This window comes from Tenacibaculum sp. Bg11-29 (assembly GCF_002836595.1).
Taxonomy (GTDB): domain Bacteria; phylum Bacteroidota; class Bacteroidia; order Flavobacteriales; family Flavobacteriaceae; genus Polaribacter.
In genome coordinates, this window is the sequence record NZ_PJBB01000003.1 from 4360201 (window position 1) to 4379619 (window position 19419).

Consider the following 19419-nt stretch of genomic DNA (forward strand, 5'->3'; position numbering starts at 1 on the left):
GATTTTATCAGAGCGTTTTTTATGTTAAAAAAATTGTTTTTTTAAGATAAAATTATGATTTTAGCAATTAATTAATTCAAATAATTACACAATGAGAACAAAGTTTAATGGAATTTTAACGCTATTTCTAGCGTTAATTGTGCAAATATCTTTCGCACAAGACAGAACAATTTCGGGAACTGTCACTGATGAGTCAGGACCACTACCTGGAGTTACTGTATTAAAAAAAGGTACCACAAGTGGTACAGAAACAGATTTTGAAGGTAAATATTCTATCAAATCAAAAACAGGAGATGTACTTGTTTTTAGTTTTGTTGGTATGAAAACCATTCAAAAAACAGTATCTAACTCGAGTAAAATCAACCTTGTTATGGAGAATGATAATCTCCTTGAAGAAGTTGTTGTTACCGCCTTAGGTATAAAAAAAGAAGCGAGAACATTAGGATATGGTACCGATGTTGTAAAAGGTAAAGATCTAGTAGTAGCTAGAGAAAGTAATATCCTTAACTCTATTCAAGGTAAAGCTACCGGTGTTCAAATAACAAACTCTGGCGGTAATGTAGGTGGATCTAGTAAAATAATTATTAGAGGGGTTTCTTCTTTATCTGGTAGAAATAGCCCTATCTGGGTTGTTGATGGTATTTTGATTAATGATAGTCAAACTGCAGGAGGTAGTAGAATTTCAGGAAATAGAGATTTCGGAAACGGTGCTTCTGTTGTTAATCCTGATGATGTAGAATCTCTTACTATTTTAAAAGGTGCAGCAGCAACTGCATTATATGGGTCTAGAGCAGCTGCAGGTGCTATTATTGTAACAACTAAAAGAGGTAAAGCAAGCCCTGATGGTAATGCTACAGTATCAATTAGTTCTTCTCTTAGAGTTGATGACTTATTTAGAGTACCTGATTATCAGCAAGAATATGCAATGGGTACTCAAGGTAAGTTTAATGGAGGTAGTGTTGGTTTTGACTGGGGTCCGAAGATTAGTGGTCAAATTGTAGATAACTTACCTGTAACAGGTTTAACAGGGAAATTAACAGCTGTAAAAGATAATGGTATCCGTGATTTCTTTAGATCTGGATACACAAACATTAATAATTTTTCTATTTCAGATGCTACTGAAAGAATGGATTACAGATTAAGTATAACATCTCTTAATCAAACAGGTATAGTACCTGGAAGTGAATTTAATCGTTTAAACTTTAACTTTAATGCTGGTGTTAAACATAGTGATAAGTTAGAGTCTAGATTTGGTATTCAATATACAAATGCAGAAACTATAGGTACAGCTCCTTCAGGAGCTAATGATCCTAATATAATTGGTTTAAGTAGTTTTAGTAGTACATTAGATCAAAAATTATTTTCTCCTTGGGTTGACACTAATGGAAATCAAATAAACCATGTTAAAGGAGATGATAGAGTTTTAGCTAACAATCCTCTATTTTTAAGAAATGAAAATCAGAATGATAGAGAAGATGATCGTTATATCGGTTATTTTCAATTAGCATATAAGCCAATTACTGATTTATCTTTATCTGCTAGAGTTGGTTTCGATTTAGAAGATGATAGACGACTATTAGAGAATAGTAAAACTACTGTAGGTAGATTATTAGGTACTTTTGATTCTGATAATATTAGACGTAATGTATTGACTGGAGATTTTATCGCAAATTACACTACTAATTTAAGTGATGATTTATCTTTAAATCTTTTAACTGGTATTCAATATAATTCAAGACTGTTTGAAAGACAACGTATTCGAGGTACTGATTTAGCTGTTCCTGAGTTATTTAGCCCTGGTAATGCAGCACAAACTATTGCTACAAGAGATTTTGCTGAATCAAGGTTAATAGGAGCTTATGGTTCTGCAGAACTTGGATATAAAAATTGGGCAACTCTTACATTAACAGCTCGTAATGACTGGTCTTCTACATTACCTAAAGATAACAATTCATTTTTTTACCCTTCAGCTAGTTTAGCTTTTGTGTTTACTGATGCTTTTGATATTTCAAACGATATTTTAACTTATGGTAAATTCAGAACAAGTTGGGCACAAGTAGGTAATGATACTGGTGCATATCAACTAGATTTCACTTATAACCCTATAAGTACTGCTAACGGCCAATATGGTTTAAATAATAATTTTCCTTATAATGGGGCTTTAGCATATTCTAAAAGTAATACAATACCTCCTGCAAATTTAAAGCCAGAGTCACAAACTTCTTATGAATTTGGTTTTGATCTTCGTATGTTTAAGAACAAGTTATCAATTGATTTCTCTTACTTTAATAGTAGAAATGAGGATCAAATATTAAATATTGCTATTCCTGAATCTACAGGTTTTGCTCAAAAAACAGCAAATGTAGGTCGAGTAGACCAAAAAGGTTTTGAAATCGGTCTTGATTTAACTGCAATATCTACAGAAAATTTTTCTTGGAATACTGGGATAAATTTCTCTAAGGCTAATTCTGAAGTTATTGAATTAGTTGAAGGTTTAGAACGTATTACACTTTCTTCTGCTTTTGGTAACGTACAAGTTATTGCTGAACCAGGAAAACCTTTTCAATTATATGCTAACGATTATATTAGAGATGAAGAGACAGGTAGACCAATAATAGATCCTACTACTGGTAGAAGGCAAGCTGGTGATTTTAAATCTTTTGGTTCTGTTTTACCTGACTGGACAGCTGGTTTTACAAATCGTATCAGTTATAAAGGTTTTACTTTAAATGCTACTATTGATGCTAAATGGGGTGGTGTAATGAAGTCATCTACTGTTGAAAATTTACAAACAGGTGGTTTAGTTAAAGAAACATTAGTTGGTCGTGAAGGTACTGTTATTGATACGGAAGGTATTCTTGTTACAACGGACCCTATTACTGGAGTCGTAACAAGAAAAGATAATGATGTTCCTTTAAGAAACGCTCAAGATTTTTGGACTTCTTTAGATGACGGTTCTGTATCTGCTCCTTTTATATTTGATGCTTCTTTTGTAAAATTAAGAGAAGTTAGTTTAAATTACGCATTTCCGTCTCGTTATTTAAACAATGGAAATGGTTTTTTTAAGACTCTTTCTATCGGTGTAGAAGGTAGAAACTTAGCTTTATTATACTCTAAAGTTCCACATATTGACCCTGAATCTAATTTATTCGGATCTGGTGGTGCTGGTGGTTTTGGTATAGAAAGAGCAAGTACTCCTTCTACAAGAAGTGTAGGACTTAGTGTTAAAATGACATTTTAAATAAAATTAAAATTAAAAAAATGAAAAAAATAAAATCAATCGTACTTGCTTGTTCAGTTGCTATAGCTTCTTTTACAGCATGTAATGATACTTTAGATATAAATACAGATCCGTTGTCTGCTAGTTCAGCCGATCCTAATGTAATTTTACCATATGTCTTTGTACAACATTCAGCAAGAAAAGTTACAGAATTAGGTACAAGAATTTGTGATGTATCACAATACATCTCAGCTACATTTAATAGTCCAAAGCTAGGTAATGTTAGTGGTACTCTTAGTGGTAATACATGGGGTATGTTATACTCTCAAATATTAGGAAATTTACAACTTGTAATAAATGATGCTGAAGCTAGTGGTGCTACTAGTAATAACGTAAATGCTATTGCTAAAATACTTAGTGCTAACGCCTTTTATGAAGCTACTAGTATATGGGGAGATGTTCCTTTTACTGAAGCTCTTGATGGAGTAGCATTTCCTTCACCTAAATTTGACAATCAAGAAACAGTATTGAATGGTGTTGTTCGTTTATTAGACGAATCTATTGTTTTAATAGATGCTATTCCTGCTGATGCATTTATTATAAACCCTAACTCAGACATGTATTATGGTGGAGACATGAGTAAATGGAGAATATTGGCAAATTCATTAAAATTAAGATCTCTTATGCTTCTTAAATCTGGTGGCGCTGATGTTACAACTCAAATTAATGCAGCTCTTTCACAACCTTTAATGCAGAGTAATTCTGAAGCTGCTTTTTTAGAGTACGCAGGAGGTCCTGGAGCAAGCAATGGTACATTTACAATTATTACTGCTTTTTTTGGTCCTGATAATGAAAGTCAAAACGTTTTTGGCCCTGGTGATCCAATTGATAATTTATTAAATGGCTCTGGTGATCCTAGATGGGATTTATGGGTAGCTAGAAATACACTTCCAGCTCCTGGTAATGCAGTTTTCCCAGATACTTCTACATCTGTTTTAAGTAACAATGTTATAAGAGCTACCCTTGCGGATGTATTAATGCAACCTTCTGAGATAGATTTATATAAAGCGCAATTGGCTTTAGAAGGTTTTGCAACTGCTGGTTCAGCAATGGTTAACTACCAGAATGGAATTAAAAACTCTATAGAATGGTGGGGTAAAGATGGGTCTAATATTGTTAATACTGTTAGTGATGCAGATATTGCCCTTTATTTAGGGACTTTAACTACTCCTACAATTAATGATGTTTATAATGAACAATATTTAGCTTCGTTTTTAATGCCTGTATTAGCTTGGAATAATGTTAGAAGAAATAAAGTTCCGGTATTAGCAACGCCTCCTGGTTCAAGTATTCCGACTTTTCTTAAAAGATTTAACTATCCACCAGATGAGATTGGTGCGAATGTAAATACTCCAAGTCCTTTGCCTACAAATACACCAATGTGGTTTGAAAACTTATAATAAAAAAAAGTAAGATGAAAAAAAATATATTATTATTATTTATGTCTTTAAGCCTTTTAGTAGGATGTAATGACAATTTTGATGCAGATGAAGCTGGTTTAAACCTAGAAGTTATTCCTGGTACCTATGTAGCTTTTAACCCAGATGGAGCAGTTAATACTTATAGTTTAGCTGCGTCTAATGGAGATGATTTAGATGTTAGTGTTGAAATACCTAATAATGTAAATGCTCTTGATAACACTACAGTTACTTACACTTTTGGTGGAACTGCTGTATTTGGTGTTGATTATACTATTGCTGGAGCTACTACTGCTGGTGGTAGTGTTGTAATTATGCATAGTCAAGGTACTGATGCTAATGATAACCTTGCTGATAACGAAGATATAGTTGTTACAGTATTATCAGCTACTACAAGAGTACTTGAGATAACACTTACGGGAGCTTCTAGCCCTGATGGTGAAATTAGAGTAGGTAGAACTGGTTCTGCACCATTAACAACAGCAACTATCAGTCTTAACTAATTAAAACTATCATCAAATAAACTTTTTATTTGATATTTAAAACCTGTAGATAAATTTCTACAGGTTTTTTTATTTTTAATTTTTTTATAAATATTAACTCTATACATTTGCAATATGGAAGAAAACACTACTATTTTTGGTATTAGAGCTATAATTGAAGCTATTGAAAGTGACGCTTCACTTAATAAAGTATATTTACAAAAAGGTCTTAGAGGAGATTTATTTTTTGAACTAGACAGGTTATTAAGGAAAAATAAAATATCAACAAGTGTTGTGCCTACTGAAAAATTAGATCGTTTATCTAAACATAGTAATCATCAAGGTGCGGTAGCTAAAATTTCTCCAATTAATTTTCATGATTTGGAAACCTTAATTGAAACTACTTTAGAATCGGACAAAACGCCTTTATTTTTACTTTTAGATCAAGTATCAGACGTAAGAAATTTTGGTGCTATCATTAGAACAGCAGAATGTACAGGTGTAGATGGTATAATTATTCAAAAAAGTGGTAGTGCTCCAGTAAATGCAGAAACAATAAAAACTTCTGCTGGTGCAGCTTTCAAAATGCCAATTTGCAAAGTAGATCATATTAAGGACGCAATGTTTCAATTACAGGCAGCTGGTGTTAAATTTGTAGCAGCTACAGAGAAAACTGAAGATAATGTATATGATGTAGATTTTAATCAACCTATTGCTATTATAATGGGCTCTGAACATAAAGGAGTAAGTAACTCTGTCTTAAAAATGGCTGATTATAAAGCTAAACTTCCTTTATTGGGAGAAATTGAATCTTTAAATGTTTCGGTTGCTTGTGGAGTATTTCTGTATGAGACAATAAGACAAAGAAAATAATATCTAAAAATAAAAAATCCTGCTTTATGCAGGATTTTTTATTTCTCTTCTTTATAAAAATATTTATAATTTAATTCAGGTAATTCATCTTCTTCTAATATTACTGGTGGTACATAATTACCGTTCTCATCAAACATTTTATCAAATTCTGTTTTTGAAAATTCATATTTTTCTTTTACAATTCCGCTTTTTCTATATAAAAAAGACAAAATAACACCTGTAATTAATCCCGATAAATGTCCCTCCCACGACATTCCTTCCTTTATTGGTAGCACATACCAAATCATACTTCCATATAAAAATATTGTAATTAAAGAAACTGAAACTAATCTATAATGTTTTTTTATTAAGCCACTAAAAAAAACAAAGCTAAAAAGCAAATATACAATTCCACTTGCACCAATGTGATAAGACTCTCTTGCTATAATCCATGTTAAAATACCTGTAAGTAAACCTCCGTATACCAAAACTTTAACTGCTACCTTTTTATAAAAATAAAAAAGGCAAGTAGACAGCACAAATAAAGGAATAGAATTATTAAATAAATGATTAGTATCACCATGTATAAACGGCGAACTAAAAACCCCTAATATCCCGTTTATTTCCCTTGGGAAAATCCCAAACTTATTGAAATTAAATCCAAATTTAATTTCAATCCAATAGATAAACCATATTAGAAAAACAGCAGTGAATGGAAATAGAAAAATACTGTTCGAAAATTTTAATTGATTATTTGTTTTCATCATTCTTAAAATAACAAAAATAAATCCAAACAATATTTTCGGAACATCTGTCATAAATCTTTTCTATTTTTACGGCATGAATCAACCTTTGGCAGAAAGAATACGTCCACTACATTTATCAGACTATATTAGTCAACAACACTTAGTAGGTGAAAACGGAATTTTAACAAATCACATAAAACAAGGAATAATCCCTTCTTTAATACTTTGGGGACCTCCAGGAATCGGAAAAACTACTTTAGCTAATATTATTGCGAATGAATCTGGTCGTCCATTTTATACTTTAAGTGCGATAAGTTCTGGCGTAAAAGATGTACGAGAAGTAATTGAGAAAGCCAAGAAAGGTGGAGGATTGTTCACTCAAAAAAATCCAATTCTATTTATTGATGAGATTCATCGTTTTAGTAAATCACAACAAGACTCTTTATTAGGTGCTGTAGAAAAAGGTTGGGTAACTTTAATTGGTGCTACTACAGAAAACCCTAGTTTTGAAGTTATACCTGCCCTACTCTCTCGTTGTCAAGTATATATTTTAAATTCCTTTGATAAAGATGATTTAATAGCATTGCTGCATAGAGCAATGAAAAAAGACGAATTTATTTCTAAGAAGGAAATTAAATTAAAAGAAACTGATGCTTTATTACAAGTATCTGGTGGTGATGCTCGTAAATTATTAAACATTTTTGAACTTTTAGTAGCTGCTGATAATAAAATTGAAATTACAAATAAGCTTGTACTATCAAAAATTCAGAATAATACAGTTCGTTATGATAAAACTGGTGAACAACACTATGATATTGTATCAGCTTTTATAAAATCGATTAGAGGTAGTGACCCCAACGCCGCAGTATATTGGTTAGCAAGAATGATTGAAGGAGGTGAAGATGTTAAATTTATTGCCAGAAGAATGCTTATTGCCGCTTCTGAAGATATAGGTAATGCAAACCCTACTGCGCTTATAATGGCTAATACTACATTTCAATCAGTTGCTGTAATAGGAAATCCTGAATCTAGAATTATATTAAGTCAATGTGCTATTTATTTAGCAAATTCAGCAAAAAGTAATGCTTCATATATGGCTATTGGTGAAGCTCAAAACTTAGTAAGAACAACCGGTGATTTATCAATACCATTGCACTTAAGGAATGCTCCTACAAAATTAATGAAAGATTTAGATTATGGTAAAGAGTACCAGTATTCTCATAATTACAAAGGTAATTTTGTTAATCAAGAATTTTTACCTAATGAAATCAAAAACACTAAATTATACGAGCCTGGTAATAATGCTCGTGAAAATCAGTTTAGAGATTTATTAAAACAGCGTTGGAAGGATAAATATAATTACTAAAAAAAGAGGGCAATAAACCCTCTTTTTAAAATATACACTTTAAAATTTAATTTGATAATTCTCAATGAATTTAAGACCTTTTGAATAAAATTCTACAACCCATATATTATTATCTTTATATAAAATTCCCTTTTTATTTTTTAAAATAAAAACATCTTCAACACTCGTTTTTAATATTTGATAAACTACTTCAGGTTTTGTATTTATTAATTGAAATCCGTTTACAGTTGGCTGTGCATATAAACTAATTACATTTGCGTATTTTATATTCTTAGTTGTCCTTTTACGATCACTAATAACCTTTAATTTTGAGGGTTTATTTATCTTTTTAACCTCTTTTTGAATAGAAATACTCGCAACAGGTTCATACTTATATTTTATTTTTTTTATAGATTCAAATGAGTTTCGGATTGCTTCATGATATGCCTTTTTATAATCTTTTTCTTTACTAATTCCTTCTTTAGATGAATATATTATTTTACCAGAACAATCACGTAACTCAACAATTGTTTTTGTTGTAAATAAACTTGAATTATTCTTAACCGTTCCAAATAAAGCTAAACATTTATTATTTACTAAATCTTCAGGTAAATTTTCATCAGCTAAAAAAACAACAAATCCATATTTATTAAATAAAAACTTGGTTAGTGAACTTGTTTGATATTTATCCTTTTCTTTAACAAAATCAAATTTATTAGGTACAATAACATATTTATATTTATTGACCTGTTTTTGTGAAAATATTGATGTTGTTATCATCAATAAAATAAAAAATATTTTCTTCATTTTAATTATATATTAAATTTATTCCAAATTGAAAAGATACACTGTTTGATTTAGCAATATCATTTATTTTAAGTAAATTATCTAACATGCCATAAACATTCACTTTCCCTATTTTTGTTGATAATCCCATTCCAATATTAGCATATGAAAAATCATCGATGGTATACGTAACCTTAGTATTAATTTTACCTGACAGTTTCCTTTCATAAAAACTAGTTAAAGCGATTTTAGGCCCCGTTGGTCTGAAAACAGAAAACAACTGTACTCCTACTGCATTATTATAAAATTTTTGATAACTCATATCACTACAACTCTCTTCATTCCTACTCTTTCCCCAACTATATTTATATGAACTATTAAATTTTATAGGCCGCATAACACTGTATGATTTTCTATTTTTAGTAGATGGTACCTTATTTTTAAAATCATTATTTAAATTTTGCCAATAATCATTAGTTGCTCCATCATATTGAAAATCTATTCCAGAGAAAGTGTAATCTCCTTTTATTTCTGAATTTAAAACATCTTTAGAGTAATTTATAAAACCAATATCTAATAAACTAGCTGTAATTTCAGTTTGACTATCTAATTTATATGTAAAACCAATATCAAAACCCAAACCTAAGTTACCTCCTAATAATGACCTACCAATTAAATCGCTTCTATCTACAGTTTTGTCATTTTCATCATAAAACCCAGAACTTTGTATAACTGCATTAATATTATTTAGGTGGTGAGCATATTCATTATTCTTATTTAAGGCAGTTTTAAAAGAACCTGTATTTTCTGTAGATGTCGCGTTAACGATTCCTGAATAAATTTTTATTCTAGCCCCTGTTGTAAATTTTTTATTTATTTTTCTAGATACTCCTGCATGTAAAACACTAATAGCCTCAGTTTTAAAACTTATTTCAGATAACAAAAAATCCTTATTTAAATGAGCATTATTACCATCTCTTAGTAAGATTAAAACATCTTTTGGCATACTCATAAAAGCATCTAATTCGGTGTAAAAACCAAAACTTAGATAATCCCTTTTGTTTAACTCATATCCTGCGTTTAATATTTCAATTTGAGAGTGAACCTGTATATAATCATCTGCACTAACCTTATCTATTAGATTAAAAAGTTTTGTTGTAAAATCAATATTATTATCTCTAAATAAATCTGCTACTGTTAACCCTGTTGCACCCGTTTGAAAAGAAACTCCTGATAAAACAGGAATTCCAATATGAAATTTTTGATTCATATTTACACCTGGGTTTAATAACAATGTTTGAGGTATTTTATCAAACCCATATAGAATTTGTTTGTTTTGAGAAAAACAAATTTTAGATAGAAAAAACCCTGTAATAAATAAAATTGTAATGTATTTTTTCATTAATTAATTTTAAAATAAAAAACTCCTGAAGAATTAATTTTAAATGTTTTATTATCATTTACATTGATTATTGTCCCATCTAAACTTGGTAATAACTGTATTGTTGAATTCAATTCTTTCGAATTTAATATAAGTGGCGAATTTGCTATAATTATTTCATGTGAAAACTTATAATTAACTATGTCATCAGGTATCGTTATTAACGGAAATTGATAAGTAACAGTGCTATTATCATCGTAAAAAGTTAATAACAATGTAAAATTCCTATTAAATGGATTTGTAATATCAAAATGAACAACCATTCTTTCTACTTTTTCAAATACTGAGTTAGAAAAAATATCAAATCTTGATACATCAACAAACTCGGTATTCTCAACACCTATAGCATTAACAATAGACGTTTGTTTAATATCTATATTTACTAATGCAGCTACCATAGTTGGTGTTAATTCTATATTTTCAGCTTGCTTAAAATCAAGATCTTTCACACAAGAGCTATATAAAAAAACACTTAAAATTAATATAAAAACATGTTTATTAGCCATAAATACCCGGACGTTTAAATTTTACAAAAATTGCTTTAACTCTATTAGTGATTGAATACTTAATACACCTGATTGGGGTTTTACTTCATTTGAAAAATGAATTGCTAGCATGTTAGCGTTTAATGCCCCCATTACATCTGCTTCATAACTATCTCCTATCATTATAGAATTTTGTGGCATTGCTTTTGCCTTCATTAAAGCAAATTCAAAGACTTTATAGTTTGGTTTTTTAACCCCTATAGATTCTGATGTAATTATTTCTTTAAAATATGCATCTATTCCTGAATTTTCAATTTTCAATTTTTGAACTTCTTCAAAACCATTTGTAATAATATGCAATTTATATTTTTTATTTAAATACTCCAAAACCTCAATAGTTCCTTTAAATAAATGATTATAGTTTGGTAAATACTTAATATAATCTTCAGAAATTGTAATAATTAAATTATCTGATACATTATAATTTAAAGTTACAAAAACTTCTTTTAATCTGTTAAATCTTAAATCTGATTTAGAAATTTTATCTTCTCGATATAACCTCCAATATTTAAGATTTATAGGCACATAAACTTCTAGAAACTTATTTAGTTCTAATTCAATTTTTTGTTCTTCGAAAATTTGTTGAAAAGTTAATTTCGAATTTTTATCAAAATCCCAAAGGGTGTGGTCTAAATCAAAAAACACGTGCTTTATATTCATTCTCTTATACTTTTATTAGATGAAAAATTAATTTCTTACTATTTTTAACATAGAACTATACACTCGACTCCATCCCTTCCATCGCTGATAATTACTTAAACTTTCGTTGTGAAAAACAGTTATAAAAACTCCATTTACAGCTTTAACTTCATTTCTTAAATCCCTAATTTTACCTAAAGATTGCTTAGGTGTTAGCTTCATATAATCGTTTAAAGTAGTATCAACTAATGCAAATGGAAATATCTTTAAAGGTGTCTGAATTTCAAAGTCTAAATCATAAAAATAAAAGGGAGAGCAAGTACTTGCTCTAAAACCCGCATGACTAACATACCCCATAGAATAATCTTCTTCTATTTCTAAATCAATTAAATTTTGATATGTTTCAGGTAATGAAAACCTTAAATAGTGTTGTCTAGAGCGTCTTATTGGCATATTAATAATATTCTCTAAACGCTCTTTTTCCTTTTTTAATAATAAGTTGTTATGCATTGTATAATATGACGGATGTAAACCAACTCGAGCATAATCAACCATGTCTTTTATTAGTAATCTAAACTTACTTTTAGAAGCAGACACATTCGTATCAAAAGTAGTATAATCACCTATCAAAAAGAAAAAAATAGTTCTAACCTCATATATTTTTTTTAATTCAATAATCGATTTAAAAGTATTAAATGGGTCTTTCTTTATATTAAATAGCACTGCAAACCGATCCCAAACCGTTACTATTTTTAGGTGTATTATATCTTTAAAAAAACCACCAATAGTTCGCACAAAACTTTTGTATTTATATGCAAAAGCATTGTCTACATCAATTGTAGAAATGTATTGATATTTTCTTGTAGAATGCTCATAAGTAGGAAATTTAAGTTTTAAAATTTCTAAAAATTTATATGCCCAAATATCAACTACTGGCTTTTCTAAAAAACCATATTTAAAAGCAATACTTTCTGTTGCCGAAAACCGTTCATGACTATCTTTTGTTCGCGGTAAATATTCTTCATATCTAGAAATTAAATAAAAACTAGCTGCAAAAATATCAAAAGGAATTTCTGACTGCTCTTCTGTTTCAAAAAAACAAGGAACATCACCCCATTTTTTTATATCAATCTCAAAATCCTTAACTCCTTGCTGAAACAATAATTCGTTACTTTTAACAAAAAATTCTTTTCCTAAGGCAACATTCGTATATGAAAACTTAGGACCATTGTAAGCAACAAAATCTTCAACTTTTCCTGTGAATTTAGTCTGAATTTGTAATATTCGTGTAAATATATGTTTAAAAACATAACGAACACGAGGTGTAACTTTATGTGTGTAAATAAGTATCATCTGTAATTATAAAAAGTATTAGAACTTATATAAAGTTTCTTAATCTGTAAAGGCTAAAATACGCTTTTTAACTAACACGTAAATAGATCATAACTATTCATTTTTCTCTTGTCATAAGAAATAAATTCATCTAATTAAAAACGTTTCATAATAACTGATAACTATATTTTTTCTTGAACTTATTTTATCACTTATAGAAATCTCCATCTATAATATCCCTTTATTGTTATGACAATATAAAACTAATAACTCTACAATCTACTTACAGAACTTCTGGATTTATTCTCTTTCTAAAACAGGAAAAAACGCTATAAATTAAAAACTTAAAATTTACATATAAATTATTATTAAGAGGATTATCCACTACTTTACACACTTTAGCAAACTACCCTTTTAAAGGCTAATTATAGCCTCTATAATTTTAATAAACACGATATAAAACTCTTTAATTAGCAAAATTACCTTTTTTTTTAAGTGAAAATTAAACACTTTTAGTAATTATTTTTTTCTCTTAAAAAAAACACAACAAAACCTTTAAAACAAACGTTAAACACTCATTTTCAGAAAGATAAAAAAAACACAAAAATTAAACATTTATTAATGATTTTGTTAAATTTCAAACGTTTATGTAGTTTTTTAACTCTAGATTTGTCGAACAAATAATAAATAATTCAACCCTTCAAAAAACAAACAATGAAACAAACAATGAAAACCAAATGTTATTATGCTTTATTAATTTCCCTTTCACTTTTTACTGCATGTAACGAAAATGAAAATTCAGAAAACTTAACTAACCAAACAGCTCCTTCTTTAAAAACAGAGTTAGCTTTTCCAGGTCAATCTGGTGAAATTAAAAAAGGCTTTTACCAAGGAGTACCAGTAACTTATGAAGTTATTGAAGGACAATATGTTATGGGAGGTGATGTTATATTACCGAAAGAACATGTATATGACTCTTTAGATGGTCTGGTTTTAGAACCAGGACAAAAACCGAATGCAAAAAAAAGAAGTGCAGGAGCAACAACTAATAGATGGCCTAATAGTACTGTTTATTACACAATAGGTAGTGCACCTAATAAATCTTACGTTAGAAATGCCATTGCACATTGGCAGAGTAAAACCAATTTAAAATTTGTAAAAAGAACGAATCAACCCAATTATATTTCTTTTGATGGCGGGAGTGGCTGTAGCTCTGCAATAGGAATGCAAGGAGGACGACAAGTGGTTACTTTAGGAACCAATAGACAACCATGTCAACAAGGATCTGTCATACATGAAATTGGGCATGCTATAGGTCTTTTTCATGAACAAAGTAGATCGGACAGAGATTCTTATGTTAAAATAATTGATGAAAACATAATACCGAACATGAAATACAATTTTGATAAATATTCAATAAGATATCATGGAAGTGACAATACTCCTTTTGATTTCAATTCAATTATGATGTATGCAGATTGGTCTTTCTCAAAAAATGGACGTCCAACAATTACAAGATTAAACGGTAGTTCATATAGCACTCAAAGAAACGGTTTATCTCCAAGAGATATTGCTGGTATTAAAAAAATGTATCCTTCTTCAGCAGGTGGAGATACATCAGGAGGAACCACGTATCATAACAATCAAGATTATACGCTTCACGGTTTAAAAGTACATCGACAGAATAACCTATGGTGGTTTCACGATGGTAAAGACTGGAGGCAAGTAGAACTTAAAGGTACTAGTTGGTATTATGTTTAATAATTCAATGCTTTTTTAAATAATTAAAGTAGACCAGTGGAGTTAATCTTCACTGGTTTTTTGTTTATAACAAAAAAATAAACATTTAATAAAAGCATACTATAATAACAAGTTTTTAATCTTCATTACAGTATTCCTTTATCTGCAAAACTAAAATACGCTTTTTTAGTAATTATTAAATGATCTAGAAGTTTTATATCAAGTGTAATACCCGCTTCTTTTATTTTTTTTGTTAATTCTATATCTGATCTACTAGGTTCTAATGTACCCGATGGATGGTTATGACATACAACAACACCTATTGCCGATAATTTTAATGCTTCTTTATATAACAATCGCACATCAACTACTGTTGCAGTAAAACCTCCTTTACTTAATTGGCGTTTTGCTAATACTTTATTTGAATTATTTAAATAGAGTACCCAAAACTCTTCATGTTGCAAATCACCAATTAATAGTTGCATAATTTTTGAGACATCCAACGAACTTTTTATTTTAGAAATAGCATGACTTTCTTCATACTGCCTTCTTTTTCCAAACTCTAAAGCTGTAACAATCGAAATTGCTTTTGCTTCACCAATTCCTTTAAATTTCATTAACTCTTCTATAGATAATTTTGCTAACTCGTTTAAATCATTATTCGCTGACAATAATATTCTTTTAGATAACCCCACTGCACTCTCTTCCCTATTACCAGATCCAATAAGTATTGCTACTAATTCTGCATCAGATAAAGCTGTATTACCTTTAATCATAAGTTTTTCTCGTGGTCTATCGTCTAATGCCCACGACTTAATTGATATCTTTTTCATAGCTTTTGTATCAAATTTTTAGATAAATATAATTCATTTTTTGCACAACCCAAAGAAGCATAGTATCTTTGTACTCTATACATTCCCAAATTTAAACATGAAGATTATTATAGCCGGTGCTGGAGACGTAGGTTTTCATTTGGCTAAACTCCTTTCTTACGAATCACAAGATACTTATGTGATCGATTTTGATGGCGAAAAGCTAAATTACATTAACAACCATTTAGACGTTATTACCAAAAAAGGTGATGCTACTTCTATAAATTTGTTAAAAGAAATAGGTATTGATTCTGCTGATTTATTATTAGCTGTTACTGAAAGCCAAAATACAAATTTTACAATATCTGTAATAGGAAAAGCTTTGGGTGTAAAAAAAACCATCGCAAGAATTAACAACCCTGAATTTTTAAAAAACGATTCTATTAATTTTAAAGATTTTGGAGTAGACTTCATGATTTCTCCTGAAGCTTTAGCTGCAGAAGAAATAAAATTACTTTTAAACCAGTCTTCTTTTAATGATACCGTTGCTTTCGAAAATGGGGTATTTAATATTATGGGAACAACGCTCGGGTATAAATCTCCAATATTAGACCTAACAGTTAAAGAGGCTAAAGAAAAATTTAGTCTAGTCGATTTTATTACGATTGCTATAAAACGCGAAGGGATTGCTCAAACCATTATTCCTCGTGGAGATACTACTTATAAAATAAACGATCAAGTATATTTCTCAGTACCTAGTTACAGTATAGATAAACTACACCCTATCATTGGTAAAAAACAAATAGCTATTAAGAATGTAATGATTCTTGGTGGTAGTAGTATTGGTCGAAAAACATCAAGAAGTCTTTGTAAAGATAATTTTAAAGTAAAACTGATTGAGCGTAAAAGAGAAAAAGCATTAAATCTTGCTGAAGATTTAATAGATACTTTGGTTATTCATGGTGATGGTAGAGATTTAGAGCTTTTAGAAGAAGAAAATATTAGAGAAATGGATGCTTTTATTGCTGTTACTGGTGATTCTGAAACAAATATTATGTCTTGTTTAGTCGCAAAATCTAAGGGAGTTAAAAAAACCGTAGCTTTAGTTGAAAACATGGACTACATCAACATTTCTCAAACTATAGGTATTGATACACTTATTAATAAAAAACTAATAGCTGCAAGTAATATTTTTCGTCATATACGTAAAGGAGAAATTTTAGCTTTAGCTAACTTACATAATATTGATGCTGAAGTTTTTGAATTTGAAGTACAAGAAAAAGCTAAGGTAACATTAAAATCAATTAAAGAACTACGTTTTCCTAGAGAAGCTGTTATTGGAGGTGTAATAAGAAACGGAAAACCTCACATGTCATTTGGTAACTTTCAATTACAAAGTGGAGACAAAGCAATTGTTTTTTGCTTACCAGAAGCAATATCAATTGTAGAAGATTTATTCAACTAATGGAAAATCTTAATCTAAAATTAATTTACCGTTTTTTAGGAGTAACAGCCATTCTTAATGGATTGTTTATGTGGCTTTCATTGCCTTTTAGTTTTTATTATGATGAACCTTCTAAATGGGGTATTTTAAGCGCTGGTATTATTACAATAACCTCTGGATTAATTCTTTATTTTTTTAATAAACCAGATAACAAAAAAATTCAAAAAAAAGAAGGATACCTTATTGTAACTTTTGGATGGTTAACATTATCAATTACAGGAATGCTTCCGTACCTTTTATCTGGCAGTATTCCATCTATAACAAATGCTTTTTTTGAAACTATTTCAGGTTATTCAACTACAGGTTCATCTATATTAACAGATATAGAATCTATGCCTAAAGGAATTTTGTTTTGGCGTAGTGCTACTCATTGGATTGGTGGTATGGGTATTATAGTACTTACTATAGCAATACTACCTTTATTAGGTATTGGCGGAATGCAATTATTTATGGCAGAAGCTCCTGGGCCATCAGCAGATAAATTACACCCACGTATTACCGATACAGCTAAACGATTATGGCAAATTTATGTATTACTAACCGTTGTTCAATTTTTGCTCTTAAAAGTAGCAGGAATGAACTGGTTTGACGCCCTTAATCATGCTATGGCAACTGTTAGTACTGGTGGTTTTTCAACCAAAAACGCAAGTGTTGCTCATTGGAATGGAGCTCCTATGATACAGTATATTATCATATTTTTTATGTTTATTGCTGGTACAAACTTCGTGCTTACCTACTTTGCTTTAAAAGGAAAAGTAAGAAAAGTAATACAAAGTGAAGAATTTAAATATTATCTATTTGGCACGTTAATAATAGCTAGTATTGTAGCAATAATGATTATTTTTTACCAAGACCCATTATTGCATACTACAATTAAACATCCTATGGTTTACGGTAAAGTTGAAAGCGCTATAAGACATGCCTTATTTTCTGTAATATCAGTAATTACGACTACAGGTTTTGTTACTGCTGACTTTACAATGTGGAGCTTTTTTGTAACAGCAATTTTCTTCTCTTTATTTTTCTTGGGTGGTTCTGCTGGTTCTACATCTGGTGGTGTAAAGATTGTTAGACATATTGTAATGTTAAAAAGTAGTTTTTTAGAATTTAAAAAATCACTACATCCCAATGCTATAATTCCTGTTCGTTATGATGGTAAAGCTGTAAAGCAAACCATTATATTCAACATACTTTCTTTCTTTGTTCTGTACATGTTAATTTTTGTAATAGGTACAGTAATACTTACTTTTTTTGAATTAGATTTTTATTCTGCATTAGGTGCTTGTGCATCGTCTTTAGGTAATATTGGTCCTGCATTAGGTAGCGTAAGTCCTGTAAATAATTTTAATCACTTATCTACAGGAGCAAAATGGTTTTGTTCATTTTTAATGTTAATTGGTCGGCTAGAGCTTTTTACAGTACTCATTTTATTCACTCCTTTCTTTTGGCGTAAAAATTAGTATATTTTCTTATTTTAAATAATATTCTTCCAATAGACATATAGTCTACCAATTCCTATGTGTAAACTTTACACCATCAAAAACTCAAACATTATTAAACTGCCCCCTTTACAAACACTATGTGTTTAACTATTATCAATAGCATATATAAATCTATCTCCTCAACTACTAAAAAAGGCTCAAACTTCACAAAAAAATAATCATTTAAATGTTTTTTCGTTGTTTTAATAACAAAAAAAGAAGAAACGACACCTGTTCCTAAAAAAGAGACACTTAAACCTCAATCCCTCCTCTTTAAGTGCTGTTTTTAAAAAAAAACAAAGTCTCTTACTATATTTGAAAAGGGAACTTAAAGAAAACGCACACATAACAAACTAACTATCAGCTGTAATCAATTAAAATTATACTTATTGTTTATTTTTTTCATTAAGTTTTAAAACGAAACATTAACTACTAAATTTTTACTACTATGGATCCATTTTTAGGACAAATCGTATTATTCGGAGGGAATTTTGCACCAAGAGGCTGGGCATTATGTGAAGGTCAATTATTGCCTATTTCACAATACTCTGCTTTATTTTCAATTTTAGGAACAATTTACGGAGGAGACGGAAGAACTACCTTTGCTTTACCAGATTTACGTGGTAGAGCTGCAATTAGCTCTGGTCGTGGACCAGGATTATCTGATCGTAGATTAGGTTCAAGAAGTGGACAAGAAACTCATACATTAACAATTCCTGAAATGCCTTCTCATAATCACTCAGCTCAAGGGACTGTAAAGGTAAGTTCAGCAGATTCAACAAAAACAGCTGCTACAGCAGATTCATCAATAGCTACACCAGGGGCACAAGTAGGTAGAGGTTTTACTGCAACAATGGGATTCAATGATGCAACACCAGACATTTCTTTAAATGCTCCTTCTAACAGTGTTACTGTTAATAATAATGGTGGAAATCTAGCTCATAATAATATGCAGCCTTATTTAACTACAAATTACATTATTGCTTTACAAGGAGTTTTTCCTTCAAGAAATTAAT

Annotated in this window: 16 protein-coding genes; 9 read left to right on the top strand and 7 right to left on the bottom strand. The window is 29.9% G+C overall.

The window, feature by feature from the left end; translation table 11 throughout:
• Nucleotides 1-91: 91 nt before the first annotated feature.
• From CXF68_RS19655 to rlmB, 4 genes are all read left to right on the top strand, one after another.
• Nucleotides 92-3241 (top strand): SusC/RagA family TonB-linked outer membrane protein, encoded by a 3150-nt coding sequence (locus CXF68_RS19655; protein ID WP_101046975.1) that lies wholly within the window; start codon nucleotides 92-94, stop codon nucleotides 3239-3241.
• A 20-nt stretch (nucleotides 3242-3261) separates the two neighbouring features.
• Complete coding sequence (locus tag CXF68_RS19660) at nucleotides 3262-4680, top strand: SusD/RagB family nutrient-binding outer membrane lipoprotein (RefSeq protein WP_101046977.1); 1419 nt, start codon at nucleotides 3262-3264, stop codon at nucleotides 4678-4680.
• A 14-nt stretch (nucleotides 4681-4694) separates the two neighbouring features.
• Entirely contained in the window at nucleotides 4695-5201 is a 507-nt protein-coding gene (locus CXF68_RS19665; protein WP_101046979.1) for a hypothetical protein, read from the top strand.
• 114 nt (nucleotides 5202-5315) lie between these two features.
• On the top strand, nucleotides 5316-6053 hold the full coding sequence (gene rlmB, locus CXF68_RS19670) for a 23S rRNA (guanosine(2251)-2'-O)-methyltransferase RlmB (protein ID WP_101046981.1): 738 nt from the start codon (nucleotides 5316-5318) through the stop codon (nucleotides 6051-6053).
• 38 nt (nucleotides 6054-6091) lie between these two features.
• Here the strand turns inward: rlmB and CXF68_RS19675 are convergent, their stop codons facing one another.
• The gene (locus CXF68_RS19675; RefSeq protein WP_369800543.1) at nucleotides 6092-6850 is read right to left on the bottom strand and encodes a rhomboid family intramembrane serine protease; all 759 of its coding nucleotides are present in this window, start codon (nucleotides 6848-6850) and stop codon (nucleotides 6092-6094) included.
• A 22-nt stretch (nucleotides 6851-6872) separates the two neighbouring features.
• Here CXF68_RS19675 and CXF68_RS19680 point away from each other — a divergent pair, with 22 nt between their 5' ends.
• Nucleotides 6873-8144, top strand: a complete 1272-nt coding sequence (locus tag CXF68_RS19680; protein WP_101046983.1) for a replication-associated recombination protein A — start codon at nucleotides 6873-6875, stop codon at nucleotides 8142-8144.
• A 39-nt stretch (nucleotides 8145-8183) separates the two neighbouring features.
• On the opposite strand, the gene CXF68_RS19685 is transcribed toward CXF68_RS19680, so the two are convergent.
• From CXF68_RS19685 to CXF68_RS19705, 5 genes are read right to left on the bottom strand one after another with little or no spacing between them, the layout of a single operon-like run.
• On the bottom strand, nucleotides 8184-8930 hold the full coding sequence (locus CXF68_RS19685) for a hypothetical protein (protein WP_101046985.1): 747 nt from the start codon (nucleotides 8928-8930) through the stop codon (nucleotides 8184-8186).
• Between the two features lies 1 nt (nucleotide 8931).
• Nucleotides 8932-10311: a DUF5723 family protein gene (locus tag CXF68_RS19690; RefSeq protein WP_101046987.1), complete on the bottom strand. Its 1380-nt coding sequence runs from the start codon at nucleotides 10309-10311 to the stop codon at nucleotides 8932-8934.
• A complete protein-coding gene (locus CXF68_RS19695; protein ID WP_101046989.1) occupies nucleotides 10311-10856 on the bottom strand; it encodes a hypothetical protein in 546 nt (181 codons plus the stop codon). Before CXF68_RS19695 ends, CXF68_RS19690 begins: the two co-directional genes overlap by 1 nt.
• Before the next feature lie 21 nt (nucleotides 10857-10877).
• Nucleotides 10878-11555, bottom strand: a complete 678-nt coding sequence (locus tag CXF68_RS19700) for a YjjG family noncanonical pyrimidine nucleotidase (RefSeq protein ID WP_101046991.1) — start codon at nucleotides 11553-11555, stop codon at nucleotides 10878-10880.
• Nucleotides 11556-11582: 27 nt separating this feature from the next.
• The gene (locus tag CXF68_RS19705) at nucleotides 11583-12887 is read right to left on the bottom strand and encodes a polysaccharide deacetylase family protein (protein ID WP_101046993.1); all 1305 of its coding nucleotides are present in this window, start codon (nucleotides 12885-12887) and stop codon (nucleotides 11583-11585) included.
• 693 nt (nucleotides 12888-13580) lie between these two features.
• Between CXF68_RS19705 and CXF68_RS19710 the strand changes: the two genes are divergently transcribed.
• The gene (locus CXF68_RS19710; RefSeq protein ID WP_198553863.1) at nucleotides 13581-14627 is read left to right on the top strand and encodes a M12 family metallopeptidase; all 1047 of its coding nucleotides are present in this window, start codon (nucleotides 13581-13583) and stop codon (nucleotides 14625-14627) included.
• Nucleotides 14628-14752: 125 nt separating this feature from the next.
• Here CXF68_RS19710 and radC read toward each other — a convergent pair whose 3' ends face one another.
• Complete coding sequence (gene radC / locus CXF68_RS19715; protein WP_101046995.1) at nucleotides 14753-15439, bottom strand: DNA repair protein RadC; 687 nt, start codon at nucleotides 15437-15439, stop codon at nucleotides 14753-14755.
• Between the two features lie 97 nt (nucleotides 15440-15536).
• Here radC and trkA point away from each other — a divergent pair, with 97 nt between their 5' ends.
• The 3 genes from trkA to CXF68_RS19730 all read left to right on the top strand — a co-directional run bounded on the left by trkA (nucleotide 15537) and on the right by CXF68_RS19730 (nucleotide 19418).
• Nucleotides 15537-16883, top strand: a complete 1347-nt coding sequence (trkA, locus tag CXF68_RS19720) for a Trk system potassium transporter TrkA (protein WP_101046997.1) — start codon at nucleotides 15537-15539, stop codon at nucleotides 16881-16883.
• Complete coding sequence (locus CXF68_RS19725; protein ID WP_101046999.1) at nucleotides 16883-18382, top strand: TrkH family potassium uptake protein; 1500 nt, start codon at nucleotides 16883-16885, stop codon at nucleotides 18380-18382. The genes trkA and CXF68_RS19725 overlap by 1 nt, the downstream gene beginning before the upstream one ends.
• Nucleotides 18383-18851: 469 nt before the next feature.
• On the top strand, nucleotides 18852-19418 hold the full coding sequence (locus tag CXF68_RS19730) for a phage tail protein (RefSeq protein ID WP_101047001.1): 567 nt from the start codon (nucleotides 18852-18854) through the stop codon (nucleotides 19416-19418).
• Nucleotide 19419 lies beyond the last annotated feature (1 nt).